Here is a 19,440-nt window from a genome sequence, read left to right as displayed (position 1 = left end):
TGGCCGACGGTAGCCCGTCGACGGACGCCGATCAGGCGAGGTCGGCGGCGCCGAACGCCACACCGAAGCGCACACACCAGATGACGACGGTCGTGAAGCGGTCGAGATCGACGTCCGGCGGGATCTCGTAGTTCTGGTCGCCGATGTTGCCCTTGAGGTCCCCGAGGTCGACGAACTCGTCGTCGAAGTCACCGGGCGGCGCGTCGGCGGGCGCGGTCGACAGGTACACGTTGAGGTCGGGGCCGTTGTCGGTGGCGAAGTCCTCGAAGCGCAGGAAGCGCTGCTCGGTGCCGTCGTTGAGGACCAGAGCGGTGCCCTCGGCCGGATGACTGCGGTCGACGAACGAGCCGCTGACGAGCGTGACGATCTCCGGTTCGGGCATGTCGGGCATCGGATCGTCCGCCTCGTCCACCAGCTCGGTGCCGAGCTCGTCCATGGCGTCGTTCATCGCCGCCGCGTCGTCCTGCGAGAGCGCGTCGACTTCCAGGCCGGACGCACCGGCACCGCTGGCGAACACCGGTCCCTCCTCGTCGACCTTGTCGTCGAAGAAGAGCGTCTGGAATCCGAAATAGACGAACACGAGCCAGAACAGCACCACGCCGACCACGAGCCCGGCGGGGAGCGTGACCTTCCAGTTCTCACGGACCCAGGACAGAAGCGAGCGCATGACCCTCCAACGTCGATCTCCTCGCGATCGTTCCCGGAAACCTCTGCAACCGCGGGAACCGATCACCCCCGTCCGGCGTCTGAGGAACGACAGACTCCGAGGAGCCCCATGATTGCAACATTTCGTCGAGCGTGCGCCGTGGCGCTCGCCGCTTCCCTGGTGCTGGCCGCGTGCGGTGACGACGACGAGACGCCCGCCGCGGAGACGAACGGGACCGGACAAACCGTCGAAGGCACACCGGATGACCCCGGACCGACGTCGACCACCACGACCACGACGACACCGGGGGCCGACGCACCCGACTGTGTCGGCGCCGACTGGGTGGCCGTCGACGCCGGACCCTTCAGCTTCCACCGACCCCCCGATCTCGTGGACCAGGAGGTGCAGGGCATCGACTCGCTCGTCGGGTTCTACGAGCGCGACGGGATGACCGCCGGGTTCGACTTCGGCTGGTACTCCGGCAACGAGACGCAGCGCTATCCCGACGAGGCCGAGTCGATCACGATCGATGGCCTGACCGCCGACTTCGTCCAGGTGGACGTGTCGGCCGACCCGGACGCCGACAGGCCGTTCCTGGTCGCGCTCTACGTGCCGATCCCGGGCGGCGCGAACGGCGCGCAGGACGCGCTCGCGTTCTGGGTCCGCTACGACGACGCGGCCGACCACGACGCGGCGGCGTGCATGGCCACGAGCGTGGACTTCACGTAGGCGTCGACGCGCCGGTTCAGCGAGGCTCGAGCTTCACGACCGGGATCGTGCGTTCGCACCGAGCCTGGTACTCCTCGTACTCCGGGTAGACGGCCACGGCGGTCTGCCAGAGCTCGGCGTGTTCGTCGCCCTCGGTGGGGCGAGCCGTGAAGTCCCGGACCTCGGCGCCGTCCTGGAGGGTGACGTTCGGGTCGGCGAGCAGGTTGAGGTACCAGGCGGGGTGCGTCGGCTGGCCACCCATCGACGCCACCACGAGGTAGGTGTCGCCGTGGGGCACCCGCACGAGCGGGGTCTTGCGCTGCACCCCCGACTTCCGGCCGGTGGTGGTGAGGATGATGCACGGGACACCGTTGAACTCCCCGCCCTCCTTGCCGCCCGTGCGCTCGTAGCGCTCGACATGGTCGGCCACCCAGTCGTAGGGGCTGGCCTCGTAGTCCTGTTCGCTCACGTGTTGCCTCCGGAGTCGACGAAGCGGACGACGACGAGGATGACGATCGCGCCGATGACCGAACCGATCCAACTCGAGGTCGAGATGTCGAACGAACCGTCGGACAGCAGCGATCCGAGCAGGCCGCCCACGAAGGAGCCGGCGATGCCGAGCAGGATCGTGCCGAGGCAGCCGAAGCTGCGACCGGTGTGGATGAACATCCGGGCGATCAGGCCGGCCAGGAAGCCGATCCCGACCAGTCCGAGCCAGTCCATCACGACCACCCGGATCCGGCGCCGGCCACCATGCCGTAGGGCCCCGACGGCCACCGGAAACAGTCGCGCATCAGCTGGTCGACCTGTTCGCGGGTGGCGACGCCCTCACTGACGACGCGGTTCGCCTCGCGCACCATCGCGAAGTACACCCGGTTGGCGACATACCCCCACGACTGGTCGGTGTCGTTGACGACGACCGGGTTCTTGCCCGCGGCACCGGCGAGCCGGACGATCGTGTCGACGGTCTCGTCGCTCGTCTCGGGGCCCTTCACGATCTCGGCGAGCTTCATGACCGGGGCAGGTGAGGCCCAGTGCCAGCCGACGAACCGGTCGGGCCGGTCGGTTCCCGCCGCCATCGCGGCGATGGGAAAGCCCGACGAGTTGCTCGCGAAGATCGTGTGCTCCGGCGCGAGGGCGTCGAGATCCCGCCAGAACCGGATCTTCAGCCCGAGGTTCTCCGGCACGGCCTCGATGATGACGTCGACGTCGACCGCCGGTTCGAGATCGGTCGTGAACGTCAGCCGCGCGAGTGCCGCGTCCGCCTCTTCCGTCGTCAACTTGCCGCGCTCGACGGCGCCGCGGACGCCGAAACGACCGGTGTCCACCCCCTCGCGGGCCGCGGCGAGCACGTCCTCGCTCAGATCCCGGCACACGACCTCGTGCCCGGCGATCGCCATCACCTGCGCGATGCCCGAGCCCATGACCCCGGCACCCATGACCCCGATGCGTTCACTCACTGTTCTGCCTCATGGGCGGAGTCTCGCAACGATTTCGTTCGGATGCATCTCGCGGTGTAGCCATCCGTGGTGAACGAGACCTCGCTCGCCGCGTCACCGTGGCGCATCTACGGGTTGATCGCCGGGGCGATCGGACTCGCCACGCTGAACTTCTCCCTGGTCTTCGTCGCGTTCGGCGAGATCGAGGCGACGTTCGACGTCAGCAAGGAGACGGTTTCCTGGGCGCTGACCGCGTTCTCGATCACGACCGCGGCCGTCTTCGTCCCGGCCGGCTGGGCCGCCGACCGCTTCGGACGGGCCCGGATGTTCCTCACCGGCTTCGGACTCTTCATCGTCGGCAGCGCCCTCGTCAGCATCTCGCCGACCGTCGAGTTCCTGATCGCCGCCCGCATGGTGCAGGCCGCCGGTCTCGCCATCGAGTCGCCGGCCTCGTTGGCGCTCGTGCTCGATGCGTTTCCGCCCGAGCGACGCTCGACGGCGGTCGGCGCGATGGGGGCCGTCGGCGGCGTGGCGACGGCGGTCGGTCCCGCGGTCGGTGGCGCCCTGATCGACAACCTGACGTGGCGCTGGGCGTTCTTCGTCAACGTCCCGCTCGGCATCATCGTGTTCGTCCTGGTCGCCCCGCGGCTGCCGCGAGACGACTTCGCCAGTCGGCGGCGTCGTCAGCCCCCCGATCTCGTCGGGGTGGTGCTACTGATGCTCGGCATCGCCGCGCTGGCGATGGGCATCGTGCAGAGCGACGACTGGGGGTACACCGATGGGCGCACGCTGGCCGCCATCGCGGTCGCGCTCGTCGTCCTGCCGATCCTGATCGCGCGGTCGGCCCGTCACCCCGAACCGATCCTGTACCTGCCACTGTTCGGCGACCACGACTTCCGGGTCGGCAGCTCGCTGTCGTTCCTGGTCGCGGGCACGTTCGCGGGCACGTTCCTCGCGATGGTCCAGCTCATGAGCCAGTCGTGGGGGCTCTCGCTGATGTGGTCCGGCCTGGCCGTGGGGATGATCCCGGCGATCGCGGGCCCGATGTCGGTGGTGGCGGGCCGCCTGGCCGACCGCTACGGCCATCGGGCCGTCATCCTGCCCGGTTCGCTCCTCCTCGCCGGATCCGCCCTGTGGATGTACACCCAGGTGACCGAGGAACGACAGATCCTCGCCGTGTGGGTTCCCTTCGTCGTGCTCTACGGCTTCGGGGTCGGTTGCGCCCACGCGGCAACGCAGGCCGCCGCACTCACGAACGTCACCGGCGATCGGCTCGGTATCGGCGGATCGATGAACCGGATCTCCCAGGAGATCGGACAGACGCTCTGCGCGGCCATCGTCATCGCCCTGCTCGCCCGCTACGGCGTGGTCGACGGGGTGAAGGCGTCCATGATCCTGCTGCTCGTGATGAGCCTGCTCGCGGCACCGCTCGCCGCCCAGCTCCGCCATCGCGGCCAACCGGCCTGACCCGGTGACGGCGACCCGGACACGGGACTGTCAGTGGCCGCGCCTACGGTGCGGAGGATGATCTCCTGCGGACACTGCGGCGACCGCCACCCCACGGTGGCCGAGGTGCGGTCCTGCTCCGGCGCACCGGCGGGCGCCGCGACGGCCGAAGAGCCGACGATGTTCGACGAGCCGCGAGCCGCCCGGCGGGCGCCCGACGCCGTCGCCCCGGTCGAGCTGACTGCCGCCTGGGACCATCTGGCCGGGCCGGCCGCCCTCGGCCGCAACGTGGTGGTGCTCCCCGGCCAGACCGCGCCGGCGCCCTGGGCCGACGCGCCCCGCATCACGGTGGACGACGGCCCCGACGCGATCGCGAAGCTGCGCGCGGCACGGGCCGACCGCGAGCGGGTCGTCATCGAGTTGGCGACCGACCTGCCGGAGCCCGATCCCGTCCTCGCGGTCGACTACTGGCACCTGTCGCCCGAAACCGACCTCGAGGGTGACATCCTCCGCCTCCTCGTGCTCGACCACAGCGTCGATGCGCGCCGGCCCGACGCCCCCACCATCGCCGCCGTCTCGGCGGCCGTCGCCGCCGGGGCGACCCCGCGTACCGCCGGGCCGGGCGACGTCGACACCCCCGACGGCCCGGCCTGGGTGGACGGCGGCCCGCTCGACTGGTTCGACGACATCGATCTCGGCGCGCCCGTCGTGCCGGCCGCCCATCTCGGCATCGGCTCGCTCGCCCCGCTGCGCCACACGCCCCCGGACGCAGACCTCGCCCCCGATCAGCTCGCCGCCGTCGCCCACGGCGGAGGTGGTGCCCGCATCATCGCACCGGCCGGCTCCGGCAAGACCCGCGTCCTCACCGAGCGGGCCCGCCATCTCGTGCGCGATCGCGGCATCGACCCGTCCACGATCTGCCTCGTCGCCTTCAACGTGCGCGCCCGCGAGGAGATGCAGGAGCGCACCACCGATCTCGCCGGGCTCGAGATCCGCACACTCAACTCTCTTGCGCTCGCGATCCTGAGCGGGCGAGGGCCGTTCGCGTCGCCGGCCGACCGGTCGGCCCCTCGGGTGATCGACGAACGCGAGGTCCGCCGTGTGCTCGACGACCTGGTCGGCGGACGCCGCCAGGCGATGGCCGATCCGATGGCGGTCTGGATCGAAGCGCTCACCGCGTCCCGACTCGGCCTGCGATCCCCGGCCGCCGTCGAGAAGGAATTCGGCGGCGACGTGAAGGAGTTCGCCTCGGTGCTCCCCGAGTTCCGTCGTCGCCTGCGGGGAGCCGGCGTGGTGGACTTCGACGAACAGATCCTCGGGGCCATCGAGGTGCTCTGCACCGACCCGGCAGCGCGACGAGCAGCCCGGCAGGCCTGCGGCGTGCTGCTCGTCGACGAGTTCCAGGACCTCACCCCGGCCCATGTGCTGCTGCTGCGGCTGCTGGCCGGCCCGCGGGCGGACGTGTTCGGTGTGGGCGACGACGACCAGACGATCTACGGCTACGCCGGCGCCTCCCCCTCGTGGCTCATCGACTTCGCCGACCTCTTCCCCGGGAGCGGCGCCCACGACCTGACGATCAACTATCGCTGTCCGCCCGCCGTCGTGAGCGGCGCCGCGACGCTGCTCACCCACAACCGACGACGGGTCGACAAGACCATCACCGCGGCGAAGGGCCGCGAGGACGGCGGCGACGCCCTGGAGATCGCGTCGTCCCCCGATCCGCTCGGGGCAACAGTGGCCGAGGTCACCCGCCTCGTCGAGCACGGCGTGGCCCCGGCCGACATCGCGGTGCTCACCCGGGTCAACGCCACGCTGCTCGGCCCGATGCTGCTACTCGGCGAGGCGGGCATCGCCACGAGCGCGCCGGTCGACGCCAATTTCCTCGAACGCACCGGCGTGGCGGGCGCGCTCGCCTGGCTGCGGGTGGCGGTCGCCCCGGAGCAGGCGCTCCCGGCTACGGCACTGGAGACCGCGGTCCGCCGACCGCCGCGCGGCATCAGCCGGCGGCTCGCCGAGTGGGTAGGCGAGCAGCGAAGCCCCCGCCAGCTGGACCAGCTGGCGGGCCGGCTCAACAACGCCCGCGATCAGGACAAGATCCTCGCGTTCGCCGAGGACGTGCGGATGATCCGCGGGCTCGCCGACGACGGGGCCGACACCGCCACCCTCCTCGCCGCGATCCGCGACCGCGTGGGGCTCGGCCAGGCCCTCGACAACCGGCTCGACGCGAGCCGCCGCTCCGTCGACCGATCGGCCCACGGCGACGATCTCGCCGCCCTGCTCGCAGTCGCCGGCGCCCAGCCGGACCCGAACCGGTTCGGACCATGGCTCGCCGAACGGCTCACCGACCGCGAGCCGGACTGGGCCGGCGTCCGGCTCAGCACCATCCACCGCGTGAAGGGACGCGAGTGGCCCCACGTCATCGTCCACGACGCGACCGCCGGGCTGATGCCTCATCGTCTGGCCGCCGATCGCGAGGAGGAGCGCCGGGTCTTCCATGTCGCCGTCACCCGCGCCAGCCGGCGCGCCCTGGTGACCACCGGCGAACCGCCGTCGCCGTTCGTCGCCCAGCTGACCACCCCGCGCGACCCCGATGCCGAACCGGAGCCGGAGCTGCGCCCGGCCCGAGCCCGCCCGACCGAGCGGAAATCCCGCGACGTGCCCGAGGTGGGCAGCCTCGCCGAGGCGAGCCTGCGGGAGTCGCTGAAGGCGTGGCGCAGTGAGACCGCCAAGGCGACCGGGATGCCCGCCTACGTGGTCTTCAACGATGCCACCCTCTACGACCTCGCCCGGCTGCGGCCGATCGACGACGACGAGCTGCTCGCGGTGCCCGGCATCGGCCCGGTGAAGATCGAGAAGTACGGCGAGGAGATCCTGGCGATCATCGAGGACGCGCTCGCCCCCGAGGACGACGAGTCCGTCTGAACTAGCGTCGCGGGCATGTGCCGCAACATCACCACGCTGCGCGGGCTCGAACCCGTCGCCACCGAGGAAGAGATCGTCGCCGCCGCCCGTCAGTACTGCCGCAAGGTCAGCGGCGTGCAGAAGACGTCCGCGGCGACGGAGGAGGCCTTCGAGCGGGCTGTCGAACTCGTCGCCGAGGCGACCCGCGACCTGATCGCCGCGCTCCCACCCCGCAAGGTTCCCCCGAAGACGGAACCGCCGCTTCGGCGCCTCGCCCGTCAGGGCTGACCGTCAGCTGACCGTCAGAACCCCGGCGTGTTCGCCGCGGTGCGGAACTCATCCAACCCGAGCGCACCGACGAACTCCGTCGCGAATCCCCGCCAGTCCTCGTCGAGCGGAATGCCCGACGCGTCGGCGGCGATGTTGAGCGAGCGGAAGATCGCGACCGTCTGGGCGGCCTCCACGACACCGGCATCGCCGACGGCCGCCCGCAGGGCCTCTCGTGCCGTGGTCAGCGACTCGTCGCGCCGCCATGCCGCCTCGGCGAAGGACGAGAGCGCGGCGGCCGCGGCCACGCCGGCGTCGCCGCCCGCGGCGCCGACGACCGCGCTCATGTCGGGGGTCTCGTCGATCGCACCACTACTCAGACCGAGCAGCATCGTGTGGGCGGACGTTCAATAGAAGCACTCGTTGAGCGCGCTCGTGCGCGCCGCGAGCAGCTCGACCTGCGGGCGGCTGAGCGCCCCCGTGGTCCACACCATGTCGGCGAACCGATCGCCGGAGTACATGGCGAACACGAGGTTGCGCCAGCGAATGTGATCGTCGCCCGCGAGGCTCAAGGAGCGGGCGACGTTCGGCCCCACCGCGTCGGCGGTCATGTCGATGTGTCCGCCGACGTCGGCCATGCCCTCGGGCCGCAGCCGACTCGGGTCGCCCGCGACGGGCTCCGGCAGGGGGCGAACGTCGGCACCGAGGGCCGCGGCCAGCTGGTCGACGGCCACGACCTGGCAGACGACCGAGGCGAGCTCGGCGTACGCCGCATCACCGAGTTCGGCGGTGATCACCCTCACGTCGTCGCGCGTCAGCGAGGACGGCTCGACCGCGATGCGCTCGACGAGCCCGGCGACGAACGGGGACAGGGCGGCGCCGGCGGCCTCACGGGACAGGGCCGCCAGGTCCGGAGCCTTCTCCCACAGCGGGCGGGGCGCGGCGGCGCGGGTCGCCGCGGCGATCGCCACCCGTTGGGCGCCGGTCCACCAGGCACCGGCCCGGGCGAGGCCGCTCCATGCCTCCTCGACGGCGGCATCGACGGTCGTGTGTCGGTCGAGACCCATGCCCGAGTCTGTCACCCGGGCGGCGGGCTCACTGCATGCCCCGCCCGCTCACGTTGCGTTGGCTGACCTCGACGAGCTTGCCCCGGCGCACGACATAGGACGTTGCCCGGTCGACGCTGTGCTGGCCGCCCCGGGCGCGCCCGGTGACGACATCGAGGGTCATGCCGTTGAGGATCGGCAGCAGGGCGACCGCCCGGAAACCGTCCTCCGGACCGGGGTTGGACCGCTTGTCCTCCTGGATCAGCTCGCCGGACTCCCAGATCCACACGTCGTCCACGCTGACGAACCGGCACCGATGGCTGCTCTTGCTCTTCGCGACCATCGCCCCGGGGCACACGACCACGTCGCCCTCGATCCACGGATCGACGCCGAGGCCGTCGCGGCCGAACCCGGTCTCGAACACTTCGGCGATCAGCGCCGCGTGGTCGCCCGCCGCGATCGCCCGCCGGCGCGCTTCGTCGTGCAGCGCCTCGGCCAGGTGGTGGAGCACCTCGTCGTTCAGCTTCGCGGCGAGCTCGACCGCGGTGTCGGGATCGTCGGTCAGATGCTTCACGATGGTGCCGTAGCGCCGAGTGGCCATGGCGGCAGTCTGCCCGGCCGGTGTGACAGCGACGGCGATCCGGTGTCGATGCGGTGGCAGACGAACAGATGTTCGTCCTACGATGCACCCATGTCGACCGAGACCCGCCGGGCCACCATCCTCCACGCGGACCTCGACGCGTTCTACGCCTCCGTCGAGCAGCGAGACGATCCCCGCCTCCGGGGCCGCCCGGTGATCGTCGGCGGCGGGGTCGTTCTCGCATGCAGCTACGAGGCGAAGCGCTGCGGCGTGCGGTCCGCCATGAACGGCGGGCAGGCACGCCTGCTGTGCCCCAACGCGATCGTGGTCGAGCCGAGAATGGACGCCTACTCCGAGGCGAGCGACGCCGTCTTCGAGCGCTTCCACGACTTCACGCCCTTCGTCGAACCGATCTCGGTGGACGAAGCGTTTCTCGACGTGACCGGGGCGGAGCACCTGTTCGGCCCGGCCCGCGAGATCGCGGCCCAGTTGCGCACCCGCGTCCTCGTAGACGTCGGCCTGCCCCTGTCCGTCGGTGTCGCCCGCACGAAGTTCCTCGCCAAGGTCGCCAGCGCGCAGGCCAAGCCGGACGGTCTCCTCTACGTCGAGCCGGGCCAGGAGCTGGCGTTCCTGCACCCGCTGCCGGTCGAGGTGCTGTGGGGCGTCGGTCCGGTCACGGCGGGGAAACTCCACGATCACGGTGTCGACACCGTGGGTGATCTGGCCTCCAGCGGTCGGGCCGACCTCCAGGGCTACCTGGGCCCCCACGCCGGCCGCCACCTCCGCGATCTCGCCCACAACCTCGATCCACGCCGGGTCGACACCGGTCGCCGGGACCGGTCCATGGGCGCGCAGCGGGCCCTCGGCAACCGGATCCGCACCCGAGAGGAACTGCGTCGCGAGCTGCTGGCGCTCGCCGAGAAGGTCGCCGCCCGCCTGCGCAAGGCGGACCGGGTCGCCCGCACCGTCACCGTGCGCTATCGCACCCAGGAGATGCGCTACGAGAGTCGGTCCCGCACCCTGATCGAGCCGAGCCAGAACACCGGCGTCCTGACCGCGACCGCCGATGAGCTCCTGCTCGACCTGGTCGACGGTCCCCATGGCCCCGGCGGCGCGCTCGGCCGCAAGGGTTGCACCCTGATCGGCATCACGTTCTCCGGGCTCGGCCGTCCCGACGCGATCCAGCTCGCCCTCCGGTTTCCCGAGGAGGGTCGGGAGACCACCGCGCTGGATGAGATGATGGACGACATCCGCGGGCGCTGGGGGAAGTCGGCGGTGGCCCGGGCCTCGCTGATCGACCATGCGGGCGGCATCCCCGCCCTCACCCGGCCGACGGCATTGGACGCCGACTAGCGGTGTCAGCCGGCGAGGACGATCTCCGGATCGCCGGACTCGAGCGCGGCGACCGCCGCCTCCGCCTCCGCCTCGGTCACGATGCCAGCGCCAACCGCACCGTCGAGGTCGCCGCCGCTCACCACGAGGATCATGGCCGCGACCACGCCGGCGGGGTCGGGCGAGGCGTCGTCAACCTCCGCACTGCCGTCTGCGATCTCGCCGTCCGCGCCGGTCTCCGCGACGGGCGGGGCGGCCACCGGTTCGGCGGCGACCGTCGTCGTCGGGTCGACCGAGCGTTCCGCCCCGGGGGCCGGGGCCGACTCGCCGCCGCACGCCGCGAGCACCACGGTCAAGAGACACACGACCGGCGCGAGCCGGCGGGAGATCGGGATGGACATCACTGCGGCGCCTCCATCACGGCGGTCGGACCGGCAGCCGGGGGCGGGGGCGGCGGATCGCCGAGGGTCGGCCCGGTGTCGGGGTAGGAGACCGCAGGCGGCGGGGCGGTCGGCGCCGGTGGTGCGTTCGTTGGGTAGGGCTCCGGCGGCGGCGACCCGACGTCGGCCCGCCCCTCGTGGCGCTCCTCGATCTGCGGGACGGTGACGAAACCCTCGTCCACCATCCGGTTCAGCCGACCCGCCACGCCGGCGAGGACCTCGGCCACCACCGCGTCGACCTCGTCCTCGGGCACGCCCAGCCCCGCGAGGAGGTCGGCGACGAGCTCGGAGACCCGTTCGTGCGACATCCCGTCGTCGAGGTCGCCGGTGGAGTCCGCGGCCCCGGCGAGCGGGACCGGGCCGATGGCGGCGAGCACGACCGCGCCGGCGACGGCGATCGAGCGGACGCGTCGACGTCGTGATCGCAGCAGATGCATGACGCTCCCTGTCGGATCCGACGGTGGGTGTGTGAGCCCCACGGCCGGTTTCGCGGGCTCGCCTCGGGTGCTAGACCCGACGCATGGAGATCGCCGAAGCACTCGAGTGGGCCGCCGGACGACGCAACGGGGTGCTCATCACGCTGCGCCGCGACGGCCGGGCCCAGTCCTCGGACATCGCCTACGCGGTGATGGGCGACACGATCAAGATCAGCGTCACCCACGACCGGGCGAAGACCCGCAACATCGCCCGCGACGGACGGGTACTGCTGCACGTCACGAACCCCGCCGCCTACTCCTACGTCTCCATCGACGCCACCGCCGAACTGTCGGACGTCGCGACGGCTCCCGACGACGCCGCCGTCGAGGAGCTGATCGAGGTCTACCGGGCGGTCGCCGGCGACCACGACGACTGGGACGAGTACCGCCGGGCGATGGTCGCCGACGGCCGATGCGTGATCCGGCTCACGCCCCGGTCCGTCACCGGCATGATCAACGGCTGACGTGGAGCGCAACTTCTTCGAGCACGTGCTCGACGCCTTCGAGGGGTTCGTCGACGACGAACTGGGCGAGCCGCAGGCGACATCGCACCGCCGGGGGCTGAAGGTCTGGTTCGGCGACGCCGAGGGGCGCGCCGCTCGCGAGCACTACGAGGCGCAACTCATCCGCGTGGACGGCGAGGCCGCCCTCGAGATCGGCTACCACGCCGAGTACCCGAAGGAAGCCGAGAACCAAGCCGCCCTGGACCGGCTCACGGGCACGGGCGCGTGGCGCAAGGCGCTGGGCAAGGACGCCGAAGCCGGACCGTTCCTCGGCATGGAGGGATGGCGTCGGATCTCCGAGGTCTGGGAACCGCCGGACCCCGACGACCCCGAAGCCCCGATCGAGATCGCGGCGCGACTCGCCGACTATGTGGACGCGATCGAGCCGGTACGACGTGCGACACTGACGACGTGACCGATCCGGCCCGCGGCGTTTTCTCCAACCGCACCCTCAACCTCCGCGGCGTGCGGGCCATCGGCTACGACATGGACTACACGCTGATCCACTACTTCGTGGACGAGTGGGAGCGCGCCGCGTTCGAACACGCCCGCGGCGTGCTCGCCGACCAGGGATGGCCGGTCGAGGACCTCACGTTCGATCCCGACGCCTTCACCCTCGGGCTCACGTTCGACCTCGACCTCGGCAACCTCGTGAAGGCCACCCGATTCGGCTACGCCGTGCGGGCCCAGCACGGCGATTCCCACCTGGGCTTCCGTGACCTGCGCGACACCTACTACGGCACCGTCGTGGAGCTGAGCGACGATCGCTTCGAGTTCATGAACACCCTGTTCGAGCTGAGCCGGGCCTCGCTGTGGTGCCAGCTGGTGGCCCGTCACGACGTGAAACCGCTGCCGGGGATCACCTCCTACGCGTCGCTGTACCGCGCCATCGACCATGCCCTCGGCACGGTGCACCGCGACGGTTCGCTGAAGGCCGCGATCGTCGCCGACCCCGAGCGCTTCGTCGACCCCGATCCCGAGCTGGTCCCGACGCTGCAGGAACAGCGCCTCGCCGGGAAACAGCTGCTGCTCATCACGAACTCCGAATGGTCCTACACCCAGCACATGATGAACTGGGCCGTCGACCGCTTCATGCCGGACGGCGAGACCTGGCGGGACCTCTTCGACATCGTCATCGTGGCCGCCGCGAAGCCCCGGTTCTTCTCCGAGCCGGGCCCGATCTTCCGGGTGGTCGACGAACGGCGCGGGCTGCTCGAACCCCACCTCGGCCCGCTGGTGCCCGGCGAGGTGTACCACGGCGGCAACGCCCGCATGGTCGAGGACAGCCTGGAGCACGATCCGGCCCAGTTCCTCTATGTCGGCGACCACCTCTTCGGCGACGTCCACGTCACCAAGGACGTGCTGCGGTGGCGCACCGCCCTGATCGCACGCGAGCTCGAGGCGGAAGTCGCCGCCGCCGCCGCGTTCGCCGACGACAGCACTCGGCTCCGCGAGATGATGGACGTCAAGATCGCTCGGGAACGGGCCCACTCGGCGTTGCGTATGGCCCGACGGCACAAGGTGGTGCAGGGCGAGGACCACAGCGAGCTGGATGCCGAGGTCGAGGCGGCCGCGGCCGCGGTGACCGAGATCGACGGCCGGATCGCGCCCCTCGCCCGCGCCGCCACCGAGCAGGGAAACCGCACCTGGGGCCCGCTCATGCGGGCCGGTATCGACAAGAGCCTCTTCGCCCGTCAGGTGGAGAAGTACGCCGACGTGTACACGAGCCGGGTCAGCAACTTCCGCGCCGAGACCCCCTACGGCTACATCCGCGCCGCGCGGGGGTCGCTCCCCCACGACGCAGCCACGGACTGACCGACCTCGGCCGCGTGGCCGACGTCACACCACCCGATCACGACCAACGGTCCGTCCCCCCACCAGACTGGCGAGATGGTCGCTCGAATCGGACGCTGGTGTCATCAGAATCGCGGCAAAGCGGTGGGGTTCTGGTTCGCCGCTCTCGCCCTGATGGGCATCGCGGTCGCGACGCTCGGCAGCGGTTTCGATGCCGAACAGGAGATCCCGGGATCGGAGACCGAAGCCGGTTTCGAGGTGGTCGACGAGTACTTCGGCGGTCTCGGCAACGGGTTGACGGGTCAGATCGTCTTCACGGCCGAGCAGGGCGTCGACGACCCGGCGATCGTCGAGGAGCTGACCGCCATGTTCGCCGCCGCGAACGAGATCGAGTTCGTCACGGTCGCCTCGCCCTACGAGGGCAGCGGCGGCGCGATCAACCCGGACGGGACGATCGGCTTCGCCGATGTGAACCTCGATCGGGAGGTCAGCCAGGAGGAGTCCGGTCTGATCGGCGAGGAGCTCGCCGAGCTCATCCCGGAGGTCGACGGGCTCACGGTCGAGCTGGGCGGACAGGCGCTCGCCGCGTTCGAGCCGCCCGAGACCGAGCTCATCGGCGTCGCGTTCGCCGTGGTGATCCTCATCCTCGCGACCGGATCGGTCATCGCGATGGGGCTCTCGATCGGCGGGGCCGTGCTCGGCGTGGCCGGCGGCCTCACCCTCACGCTGCTCGTCTCGAATCTCACCCACGGCCCCCAGTTCGCGACCACGCTCGCCGTGATGGTCGGGCTCGGCGTGGGCATCGACTACGCCCTCTTCATCATCAACCGCTACCGCGATCTCATCCACGAGGGCGAGGACCCGCTCGGGGCGATCACCCGGGCCATGGCCACCAGCGGTCGCGCCGTGCTCTTCGCCGGCCTCACCGTCGTGCTGTCGCTACTCGGCCTGCTCGCCATCGGTCTGCCCTTCGTGACGGGCATCGGCATGAGCATGGCGGCGACGGTGCTCGTCACGCTCATCTCCTCGCTCACCCTGCTGCCCGCACTGCTCGGTTTCGGCGCCGGACGTCTCGAGGTGACCCGGGTGCGCGGCGTGCTCGCGGCCGGGCTCGTCGCCGTCGGACTCCTCGGCGTCGGCCTCGGCATCGCGCCGCTCGCCGGCGCGTTCGTCGCCGCGCTCGTCGTGCTGGTCGCCGGCCTGTTCGTCCCCGTGCTCAAGCGCCCGCTGGCCGCCCGCGAGATCAAACCGCTCCGCGAGACGTTCGCCTATCGCTGGAGCCGGCTCGTCCAGTCCCGTCCGTGGTCGGTCGCCCTGGTGGGCACGGCGCTGTTGCTCGTGCTCACCGCACCGGTCCTCGGGCTCCGACTCGGATTCTCCGACGAGAGCAACTATCCCGAGGAGAGCACCACACGCAAGGCGTACGAGCTGGTCGCCGAGGGCTTCGGCCCCGGATTCAACGGGCCGTTCCTGGTCACCGCCCGAGCCGGCTCGGCCGCCGACGTCGCCCAGCTGTCCACGGTCGTGGACGCCCTCGCGGCCGATCCGGGCGTGGCGGCCACCTTCGGGCCGATCCCGAACGATCCGGCGGCCGCCGAAGCGTTCATCCTCCGGGTGGTGCCGACGACCGCACCCCAGGACCTCGCCACCGAACGCCTCGTCAACCATCTGCGCGACGACGTCATCCCGGTCGCCGTCGGCGACTCCACCCTCGAGGTCTTCCTCACCGGAGGCACGGCGGCGAGCATCGACTTCAGCGACTATCTCGCGGGGCGGACCCCGATCTTCTTCGCCGCCGTCCTCACGGTGTCGTTCCTCCTGCTGATGGCGGTGTTCCGCTCGCTGCTGGTGCCGCTCAAGGCTGTGATCATGAACCTGCTGTCGATCAGCGCCGCCTACGGCGTGGTGGTGGCGATCTTCCAGTGGGGTTGGCTGAGCGATCTGACCGGCATCGAACCGGCGCCGATCGAGCCCTTCATCCCGATGATGATGTTCGCCATCGTCTTCGGTCTCTCGATGGACTACGAGGTCTTCCTGATCTCGCGGATCCGCGAGGAGTACGACCGCACCGGCGACCCCGTCGAATCCGTCGCCGACGGTTTGGCCGGCACCGCCCGGGTGATCACCGCCGCCGCCGCGATCATGGCGGTCGTGTTCGGCAGCTTCCTGCTGGAGGACGACCGGATCATCCAGGTCTTCGGCACCGGGCTCGCGTCGGCGATCATTCTCGACGCCACCCTCGTCCGCATGCTGCTCGTTCCGGCCACCATGGAGCTGCTGGGATCGCGCAACTGGTGGATCCCCCGGTGGCTCGACCGGATCCTCCCCCACATCGAACTCGAGGGTGCCGCGGCGCACCGGAGCGACCGGGAGATCGTCGGCGCCTAACCGGAGCCGGCGGGCAGGGCCCCGGCCCGTTCGAGGATGCTCCGGGCGACGAGTTGTCGGACCTCGGGTTCGATCTCCTCGGGCAGATCGATCGTGCCGAGATCGAGGTTCATCGCGTACACCCACTCCCGCCCCTCGTACTCGGTGAACCCGACGAGCCAGCCGAGCACGGGCTCCGCAGCGAGCGCAGTGCCGGTCTTGTGGGCCCACACCCAGCCGGGGCCTGACTCCCGCACGAGGATCTCGCGCACCGCATCGACGTGGGCGAGGTCGAAGGGCAGATCACCGGTGACGAGACGAGCGAGGAAGTCGATCTGCTCGACCGGCGAGATCCGCAGCGCACCACGCAGCCAGAACTCGTCGATCGGTCCGCCGATGTCGGCGTTTCCGTAGTCCGCGGCGTCCACCATCTCCGCCATGCGGACGGATCCGACCTCACGCGCGATCTCCTGGTACAGCCACACCGCCGAGACCTCGATCCCGGTCCGCAGCGAGTGGTCCCGATTCCATGCGGCGACGGACCGTTCGACGCCGTCCCAATCAATCGCCGTGTCGACGTCGGCGACGACGCCCGTCTCCAGGGCGATGAGCGAGTTCAGGATCTTGAACGTGGAGGCCGGGATCTCCGCCCGTCGGGCCCGGGCAGGATCGTGGACCCGGATCGTGGTGTCGCCGATCTCGCGGAGGACGAAGGTGCCCTCGACGCCGTGCTCCTCGAACAGATTGGCCCAGTCGGGTTCCTCGACGAGGCTCGGTTCGGTGCCGGTCGCGGGCGCGGTGCCCGTGCCGCGGTCGGCGCACGCCGCGAGCACCATGACCATCGCCGTGCACACGGCCCACCGGACGATCACCGCGCGGGGTTCTCCCGGTCGGCCGGCTCCGGAATGAAGATGTCCTCGATCGTCGTGTCGAACGCCGCCGCGATGGCGAAGGCGACCGGCAGGCTCGGGTCGTAGCGGCCGGTCTCGATGGCGTTGACCGTCTGGCGCGACACCCCGAGGACGTCGGCGAGCGCAGCCTGGCTCCATCCCACCTCCGCCCGCATCGCCCGCAGCCGGCTCTTCACGCCCGAGCCTGACCGAACGCGACGACGGCCCACGTGGCCATGCCCGCGCCATAGACGATCCAGCCCGTGGACCGGCTCGCCACGCCGGCCACACCGAGGAAGCCGAGCGTGAGGGCGGCGATCATCGCCGCCGCGAAGCCGGCCGCCATCGCCTCGAGTTGCAGGGTGCGCTGGTACTCGTCCACCCGCCGGAGCTGACGGACGACGGCCCGCACGCCCCACATCGCAGGAAGCAGGGGCGAGAGCATCAGGGCCCACTCGAAGACGGAGTCCACCTCGTCGCCGACGACCGCCAGGGCCACGGCGAGCAATGCGCCATAGCCGGCGATCGCGGGCACCATGTCCCGGCGGTACTCGATGCGGTTGCGGATGTCTGTCGCCGATTCGCTCATGGATCGGAGGGTAAAGCGACCTTGATAAAATGACAAGTGACCTTTACCACACCATCTCGACCTCGGGACGGCCTCAGGAGCGACGCCGGAGACGGTCGATGTCGCGCCGCTCCCGCTTCGTCGGCCGTCCCGCTCCCCGGTCCCGGCGGGCGAACACGGCCGCGGCCGGCGCCTCCCGCGGCTCGGGAGGTGGTGAACGGTCCTCCACGCACGCCGCCGCTCGCGCCGCCGACACCCGTTTCTCGATCGTCTCCTTCACCACATAGACCACGATGCGATCGCGCCGGTGGGCGACGACGACATCGCCGACATCGACCCGGGTCGCCGGCTTCGCCGTCGTGTCGTTGACGAGCACCTTGCCGTCACTGCACGCGTCCGCGGCCTTCGTGCGGGTCTTGTAGACCCGGACCGACCACAGCCACTTGTCGACGCGAACCGCCATCGGTCGAGTCTGGCAGTATGACCGGATGACCGACAGCCCCGCATCGCACCGCATCAACGACCCCAGGTGGCCGACGTCGATCCGCGTGGCGTCGGTCAACTTCGCTGCCGTGCCCCGCGACAAGGCTGCGACCCTCGAGAAGATGGCCGACGCGATCGGCGAGGCGGCCGCTCAGGGCGCCGATCTCGTGGTGTTCCCGGAGCTCGCGCTGAACACCTGGGGATCCTGCGAGAGCTGCGCGTCCGCCCACGCGCCGTGCGACTGGCATCTCGGCCAGGCGGAGGCCGCCGACGGCCCGTCGGCGACGCGACTCGCGGCGGAAGCGGCGCGGCACCCGATCCACGTGATCTACGGGTTCGAGGAGACCGGCGACACGCCCGGCACGATCCACAACAGCGCGAACCTCGTCGCCCCGGATGGCTCGATCCAGACGTATCGCAAGCTCCATCTCGGCATCCCGCTCGAAACGGACCGCTTCACCCCCGGCACCGAGTTGCCCGTGTTCGAGACGGCCCTCGGACCGATCGCGATCTCGATCTGCTACGACTTCTACAACAACCCCGAGCTGGCCCGTCTCCAGTGCCTGAAGGGCGCCCGTCTCCTCGTGAACCCCACCGGGCGATCCGATCTGCCCCAGGCCCGCGAGAACCTGACCCACGCGACGCTGGTGCGAGCCCAGGAGAACCTCGTCTACGCGGTGTCGTCCAACCGGGTCGGCAGTGAGCACGGCGACTCGTCGTGGGCCGGCGGAAGCGTCATCGGCGGGCCGGAGTTCCCCGGGTTCGCCGTGGCCCTCGCAACGGCCGGCGCGAGCGAGGAGGTCATCGTGGCGGACCTGGACTTCGACCATGTCGCCCAGTGGCACGGCTGGCTCCCGTGGACCGAATGGCGGCTCGGCGAACAGCGGCCGATCACCGATCTCGTGCGTCGCGAGTTCGCCGCCCTGCTCGACGGCGACGGGTGACCGCCCGGCTTCGCCGGGTCCCCCAACTCGTCCTCGGTCTCGTCCTGTTCGGGTTCGGCCTCGGCTTCATCGTCCAGGGCGGCTACGGACAGGGGCCCTGGACGGTCTTCCACGACGGCCTCGCCGACCACACGCCGTTGAGCATCGGCACGGCGACGATCGTCACCGGCGTCGGGTTGCTGGTGGCGACCCTGGCGCTCGGCGTGCGGATCGGCCTGGGCACGGTCGCCAACGTCGCGATCATCGGGCCGTCAACCGATCTGGCCATCTGGCTCATCGAGACCCCGGACGCAACCGCGGCGCGCGCCGCGCTCACCATCGCCGGACCCCTCGTCACCGCCCTCGGATCGGGCCTTTACCTCGGGGTGCGGCTCGGACCGGGTCCCCGCGACGGTCTCATGACCGGTCTCCACGCGCGGGGCATGACGATTCGGCGGGCCCGCTTCCTGATCGAGGCGACCGCGTTCGCGGTCGGTGTGGTGCTCGGCGGCACCGTCGGGTGGGGGACGGTCTGGTGGCTCCTCGCCATCGGCCCCGCCGTCCAGTGGATGTTGCCGCCCTTCGACCGCGGTGAACTGGCGCGGTAGTTTCGGCGTCTTCGAGGGGGTTC

24 protein-coding genes are annotated in these 19,440 nt (G+C 70.9%); 11 read left to right on the top strand and 13 right to left on the bottom strand.

All coding sequences use genetic code 11. The annotated features are described in order from the left end of the window. Window positions 1-31: 31 nt before the first annotated feature. Entirely contained in the window at window positions 32-667 is a 636-nt protein-coding gene (locus tag R8F63_00235; GenBank protein MDW3217008.1) for a DM13 domain-containing protein, read from the bottom strand. A 138-nt stretch (window positions 668-805) separates the two neighbouring features. Between R8F63_00235 and R8F63_00230 the strand changes: the two genes are divergently transcribed. Then, complete coding sequence (locus R8F63_00230; protein MDW3217007.1) at window positions 806-1,375, top strand: hypothetical protein; 570 nt, start codon at window positions 806-808, stop codon at window positions 1,373-1,375. Window positions 1,376-1,391: 16 nt separating this feature from the next. Here the strand turns inward: R8F63_00230 and R8F63_00225 are convergent, their stop codons facing one another. From R8F63_00225 to R8F63_00215, 3 genes are read right to left on the bottom strand one after another with little or no spacing between them, the layout of a single operon-like run. Further along, window positions 1,392-1,823, bottom strand: a complete 432-nt coding sequence (locus R8F63_00225; protein ID MDW3217006.1) for a nitroreductase family deazaflavin-dependent oxidoreductase — start codon at window positions 1,821-1,823, stop codon at window positions 1,392-1,394. Then, complete coding sequence (locus tag R8F63_00220) at window positions 1,820-2,077, bottom strand: GlsB/YeaQ/YmgE family stress response membrane protein (GenBank protein MDW3217005.1); 258 nt, start codon at window positions 2,075-2,077, stop codon at window positions 1,820-1,822. The genes R8F63_00225 and R8F63_00220 overlap by 4 nt, the downstream gene beginning before the upstream one ends. Next, entirely contained in the window at window positions 2,077-2,814 is a 738-nt protein-coding gene (locus R8F63_00215; protein MDW3217004.1) for a 3-hydroxyacyl-CoA dehydrogenase family protein, read from the bottom strand. The genes R8F63_00220 and R8F63_00215 overlap by 1 nt, the downstream gene beginning before the upstream one ends. 69 nt (window positions 2,815-2,883) lie before the next feature. On the opposite strand from R8F63_00215, the gene R8F63_00210 reads away from it, so the two are divergent. Genes R8F63_00210 through R8F63_00200 form a run of 3 tightly spaced genes read left to right on the top strand, consistent with a single transcriptional unit; the run spans window position 2,884 to window position 7,428 of the window. Then, window positions 2,884-4,260 carry an MFS transporter gene (locus tag R8F63_00210; GenBank protein MDW3217003.1) on the top strand — a complete coding sequence of 459 codons (1,377 nt, stop codon included), beginning with the start codon at window positions 2,884-2,886 and terminating at the stop codon, window positions 4,258-4,260. Window positions 4,261-4,317: 57 nt separating this feature from the next. Further along, the gene (locus R8F63_00205) at window positions 4,318-7,161 is read left to right on the top strand and encodes an ATP-dependent DNA helicase UvrD2 (protein ID MDW3217002.1); all 2,844 of its coding nucleotides are present in this window, start codon (window positions 4,318-4,320) and stop codon (window positions 7,159-7,161) included. Window positions 7,162-7,176: 15 nt separating this feature from the next. Next, window positions 7,177-7,428, top strand: coding sequence for a DUF2277 domain-containing protein (locus R8F63_00200; GenBank protein MDW3217001.1), 252 nt, complete (start codon window positions 7,177-7,179; stop codon window positions 7,426-7,428). A gap of 14 nt (window positions 7,429-7,442) precedes the next feature. On the opposite strand, the gene R8F63_00195 is transcribed toward R8F63_00200, so the two are convergent. From R8F63_00195 to R8F63_00185, 3 genes are read right to left on the bottom strand one after another with little or no spacing between them, the layout of a single operon-like run. Then, window positions 7,443-7,799, bottom strand: coding sequence for a hypothetical protein (locus tag R8F63_00195; protein ID MDW3217000.1), 357 nt, complete (start codon window positions 7,797-7,799; stop codon window positions 7,443-7,445). Between the two features lie 15 nt (window positions 7,800-7,814). Then, entirely contained in the window at window positions 7,815-8,474 is a 660-nt protein-coding gene (locus R8F63_00190) for a hypothetical protein (GenBank protein MDW3216999.1), read from the bottom strand. A 28-nt stretch (window positions 8,475-8,502) separates the two neighbouring features. After that, window positions 8,503-9,054: a hypothetical protein gene (locus R8F63_00185; GenBank protein MDW3216998.1), complete on the bottom strand. Its 552-nt coding sequence runs from the start codon at window positions 9,052-9,054 to the stop codon at window positions 8,503-8,505. A gap of 90 nt (window positions 9,055-9,144) precedes the next feature. Between R8F63_00185 and dinB the strand changes: the two genes are divergently transcribed. Then, window positions 9,145-10,386 (top strand): DNA polymerase IV, encoded by a 1,242-nt coding sequence (gene dinB / locus R8F63_00180; GenBank protein MDW3216997.1) that lies wholly within the window; start codon window positions 9,145-9,147, stop codon window positions 10,384-10,386. A 5-nt stretch (window positions 10,387-10,391) separates the two neighbouring features. Here dinB and R8F63_00175 read toward each other — a convergent pair whose 3' ends face one another. Together R8F63_00175 and R8F63_00170 are read right to left on the bottom strand one after the other, a co-directional pair. Then, complete coding sequence (locus R8F63_00175; protein MDW3216996.1) at window positions 10,392-10,766, bottom strand: hypothetical protein; 375 nt, start codon at window positions 10,764-10,766, stop codon at window positions 10,392-10,394. Further along, on the bottom strand, window positions 10,766-11,242 hold the full coding sequence (locus tag R8F63_00170) for a hypothetical protein (GenBank protein MDW3216995.1): 477 nt from the start codon (window positions 11,240-11,242) through the stop codon (window positions 10,766-10,768). The genes R8F63_00175 and R8F63_00170 overlap by 1 nt, the downstream gene beginning before the upstream one ends. A gap of 83 nt (window positions 11,243-11,325) precedes the next feature. Between R8F63_00170 and R8F63_00165 the strand changes: the two genes are divergently transcribed. The 4 genes from R8F63_00165 to R8F63_00150 all read left to right on the top strand — a co-directional run bounded on the left by R8F63_00165 (window position 11,326) and on the right by R8F63_00150 (window position 15,966). Next, a complete protein-coding gene (locus R8F63_00165; protein ID MDW3216994.1) occupies window positions 11,326-11,745 on the top strand; it encodes a PPOX class F420-dependent oxidoreductase in 420 nt (139 codons plus the stop codon). Window position 11,746: 1 nt separating this feature from the next. Continuing rightward, window positions 11,747-12,199, top strand: a complete 453-nt coding sequence (locus tag R8F63_00160; GenBank protein MDW3216993.1) for a hypothetical protein — start codon at window positions 11,747-11,749, stop codon at window positions 12,197-12,199. Beyond that, window positions 12,196-13,599 (top strand): HAD-IG family 5'-nucleotidase, encoded by a 1,404-nt coding sequence (locus tag R8F63_00155; GenBank protein MDW3216992.1) that lies wholly within the window; start codon window positions 12,196-12,198, stop codon window positions 13,597-13,599. The genes R8F63_00160 and R8F63_00155 overlap by 4 nt, the downstream gene beginning before the upstream one ends. Before the next feature lie 75 nt (window positions 13,600-13,674). Next, window positions 13,675-15,966: an MMPL family transporter gene (locus R8F63_00150; protein MDW3216991.1), complete on the top strand. Its 2,292-nt coding sequence runs from the start codon at window positions 13,675-13,677 to the stop codon at window positions 15,964-15,966. Here R8F63_00150 and R8F63_00145 read toward each other — a convergent pair. From R8F63_00145 to R8F63_00130, 4 genes are all read right to left on the bottom strand, one after another. Further along, window positions 15,963-16,817: a penicillin-binding transpeptidase domain-containing protein gene (locus R8F63_00145; protein ID MDW3216990.1), complete on the bottom strand. Its 855-nt coding sequence runs from the start codon at window positions 16,815-16,817 to the stop codon at window positions 15,963-15,965. The two genes, R8F63_00150 and R8F63_00145, sit on opposite strands and share 4 nt — an antisense overlap. Further along, window positions 16,814-17,032, bottom strand: coding sequence for a helix-turn-helix transcriptional regulator (locus R8F63_00140; protein ID MDW3216989.1), 219 nt, complete (start codon window positions 17,030-17,032; stop codon window positions 16,814-16,816). The genes R8F63_00145 and R8F63_00140 overlap by 4 nt, the downstream gene beginning before the upstream one ends. Continuing rightward, window positions 17,029-17,424, bottom strand: a complete 396-nt coding sequence (locus R8F63_00135; protein MDW3216988.1) for a hypothetical protein — start codon at window positions 17,422-17,424, stop codon at window positions 17,029-17,031. The genes R8F63_00140 and R8F63_00135 overlap by 4 nt, the downstream gene beginning before the upstream one ends. Window positions 17,425-17,497: 73 nt before the next feature. Continuing rightward, window positions 17,498-17,866, bottom strand: coding sequence for a S4 domain-containing protein (locus R8F63_00130; protein MDW3216987.1), 369 nt, complete (start codon window positions 17,864-17,866; stop codon window positions 17,498-17,500). A gap of 25 nt (window positions 17,867-17,891) precedes the next feature. Here R8F63_00130 and R8F63_00125 point away from each other — a divergent pair, with 25 nt between their 5' ends. Together R8F63_00125 and R8F63_00120 are read left to right on the top strand one after the other, a co-directional pair. Continuing rightward, complete coding sequence (locus R8F63_00125; GenBank protein MDW3216986.1) at window positions 17,892-18,830, top strand: carbon-nitrogen hydrolase family protein; 939 nt, start codon at window positions 17,892-17,894, stop codon at window positions 18,828-18,830. After that, window positions 18,827-19,417, top strand: coding sequence for a hypothetical protein (locus R8F63_00120; GenBank protein ID MDW3216985.1), 591 nt, complete (start codon window positions 18,827-18,829; stop codon window positions 19,415-19,417). The genes R8F63_00125 and R8F63_00120 overlap by 4 nt, the downstream gene beginning before the upstream one ends. Window positions 19,418-19,440: the final 23 nt, after the last annotated feature.

The organism is Acidimicrobiales bacterium, assembly GCA_033344915.1.
Classification (GTDB): domain Bacteria; phylum Actinomycetota; class Acidimicrobiia; order Acidimicrobiales; family Aldehydirespiratoraceae; genus JAJRXC01.
The sequence above is the reverse complement of the archived record's forward strand: the minus strand, read 5'-3'. Positions and strand labels throughout refer to the sequence as shown.

Coding starts and splice junctions, on each gene's coding strand:
- R8F63_00220 (MDW3217005.1), bottom strand. CDS start 2,077: ATGGACTGGCTCGGACTGGTCGGGATCGGCTTCCTGGCCGGCCTGATC.
- R8F63_00185 (MDW3216998.1), bottom strand. CDS start 9,054: ATGGCCACTCGGCGCTACGGCACCATCGTGAAGCATCTGACCGACGAT.
- dinB (MDW3216997.1), top strand. CDS start 9,145: ATGTCGACCGAGACCCGCCGGGCCACCATCCTCCACGCGGACCTCGAC.
- R8F63_00135 (MDW3216988.1), bottom strand. CDS start 17,424: ATGAGCGAATCGGCGACAGACATCCGCAACCGCATCGAGTACCGCCGG.
- R8F63_00205 (MDW3217002.1), top strand. CDS start 4,318: ATGATCTCCTGCGGACACTGCGGCGACCGCCACCCCACGGTGGCCGAG.
- R8F63_00235 (MDW3217008.1), bottom strand. CDS start 667: ATGCGCTCGCTTCTGTCCTGGGTCCGTGAGAACTGGAAGGTCACGCTC.
- R8F63_00200 (MDW3217001.1), top strand. CDS start 7,177: ATGTGCCGCAACATCACCACGCTGCGCGGGCTCGAACCCGTCGCCACC.
- R8F63_00195 (MDW3217000.1), bottom strand. CDS start 7,799: ATGCTGCTCGGTCTGAGTAGTGGTGCGATCGACGAGACCCCCGACATG.
- R8F63_00165 (MDW3216994.1), top strand. CDS start 11,326: ATGGAGATCGCCGAAGCACTCGAGTGGGCCGCCGGACGACGCAACGGG.
- R8F63_00150 (MDW3216991.1), top strand. CDS start 13,675: ATGGTCGCTCGAATCGGACGCTGGTGTCATCAGAATCGCGGCAAAGCG.
- R8F63_00125 (MDW3216986.1), top strand. CDS start 17,892: ATGACCGACAGCCCCGCATCGCACCGCATCAACGACCCCAGGTGGCCG.
- R8F63_00190 (MDW3216999.1), bottom strand. CDS start 8,474: ATGGGTCTCGACCGACACACGACCGTCGATGCCGCCGTCGAGGAGGCA.
- R8F63_00170 (MDW3216995.1), bottom strand. CDS start 11,242: ATGCATCTGCTGCGATCACGACGTCGACGCGTCCGCTCGATCGCCGTC.
- R8F63_00175 (MDW3216996.1), bottom strand. CDS start 10,766: ATGTCCATCCCGATCTCCCGCCGGCTCGCGCCGGTCGTGTGTCTCTTG.
- R8F63_00130 (MDW3216987.1), bottom strand. CDS start 17,866: ATGGCGGTTCGCGTCGACAAGTGGCTGTGGTCGGTCCGGGTCTACAAG.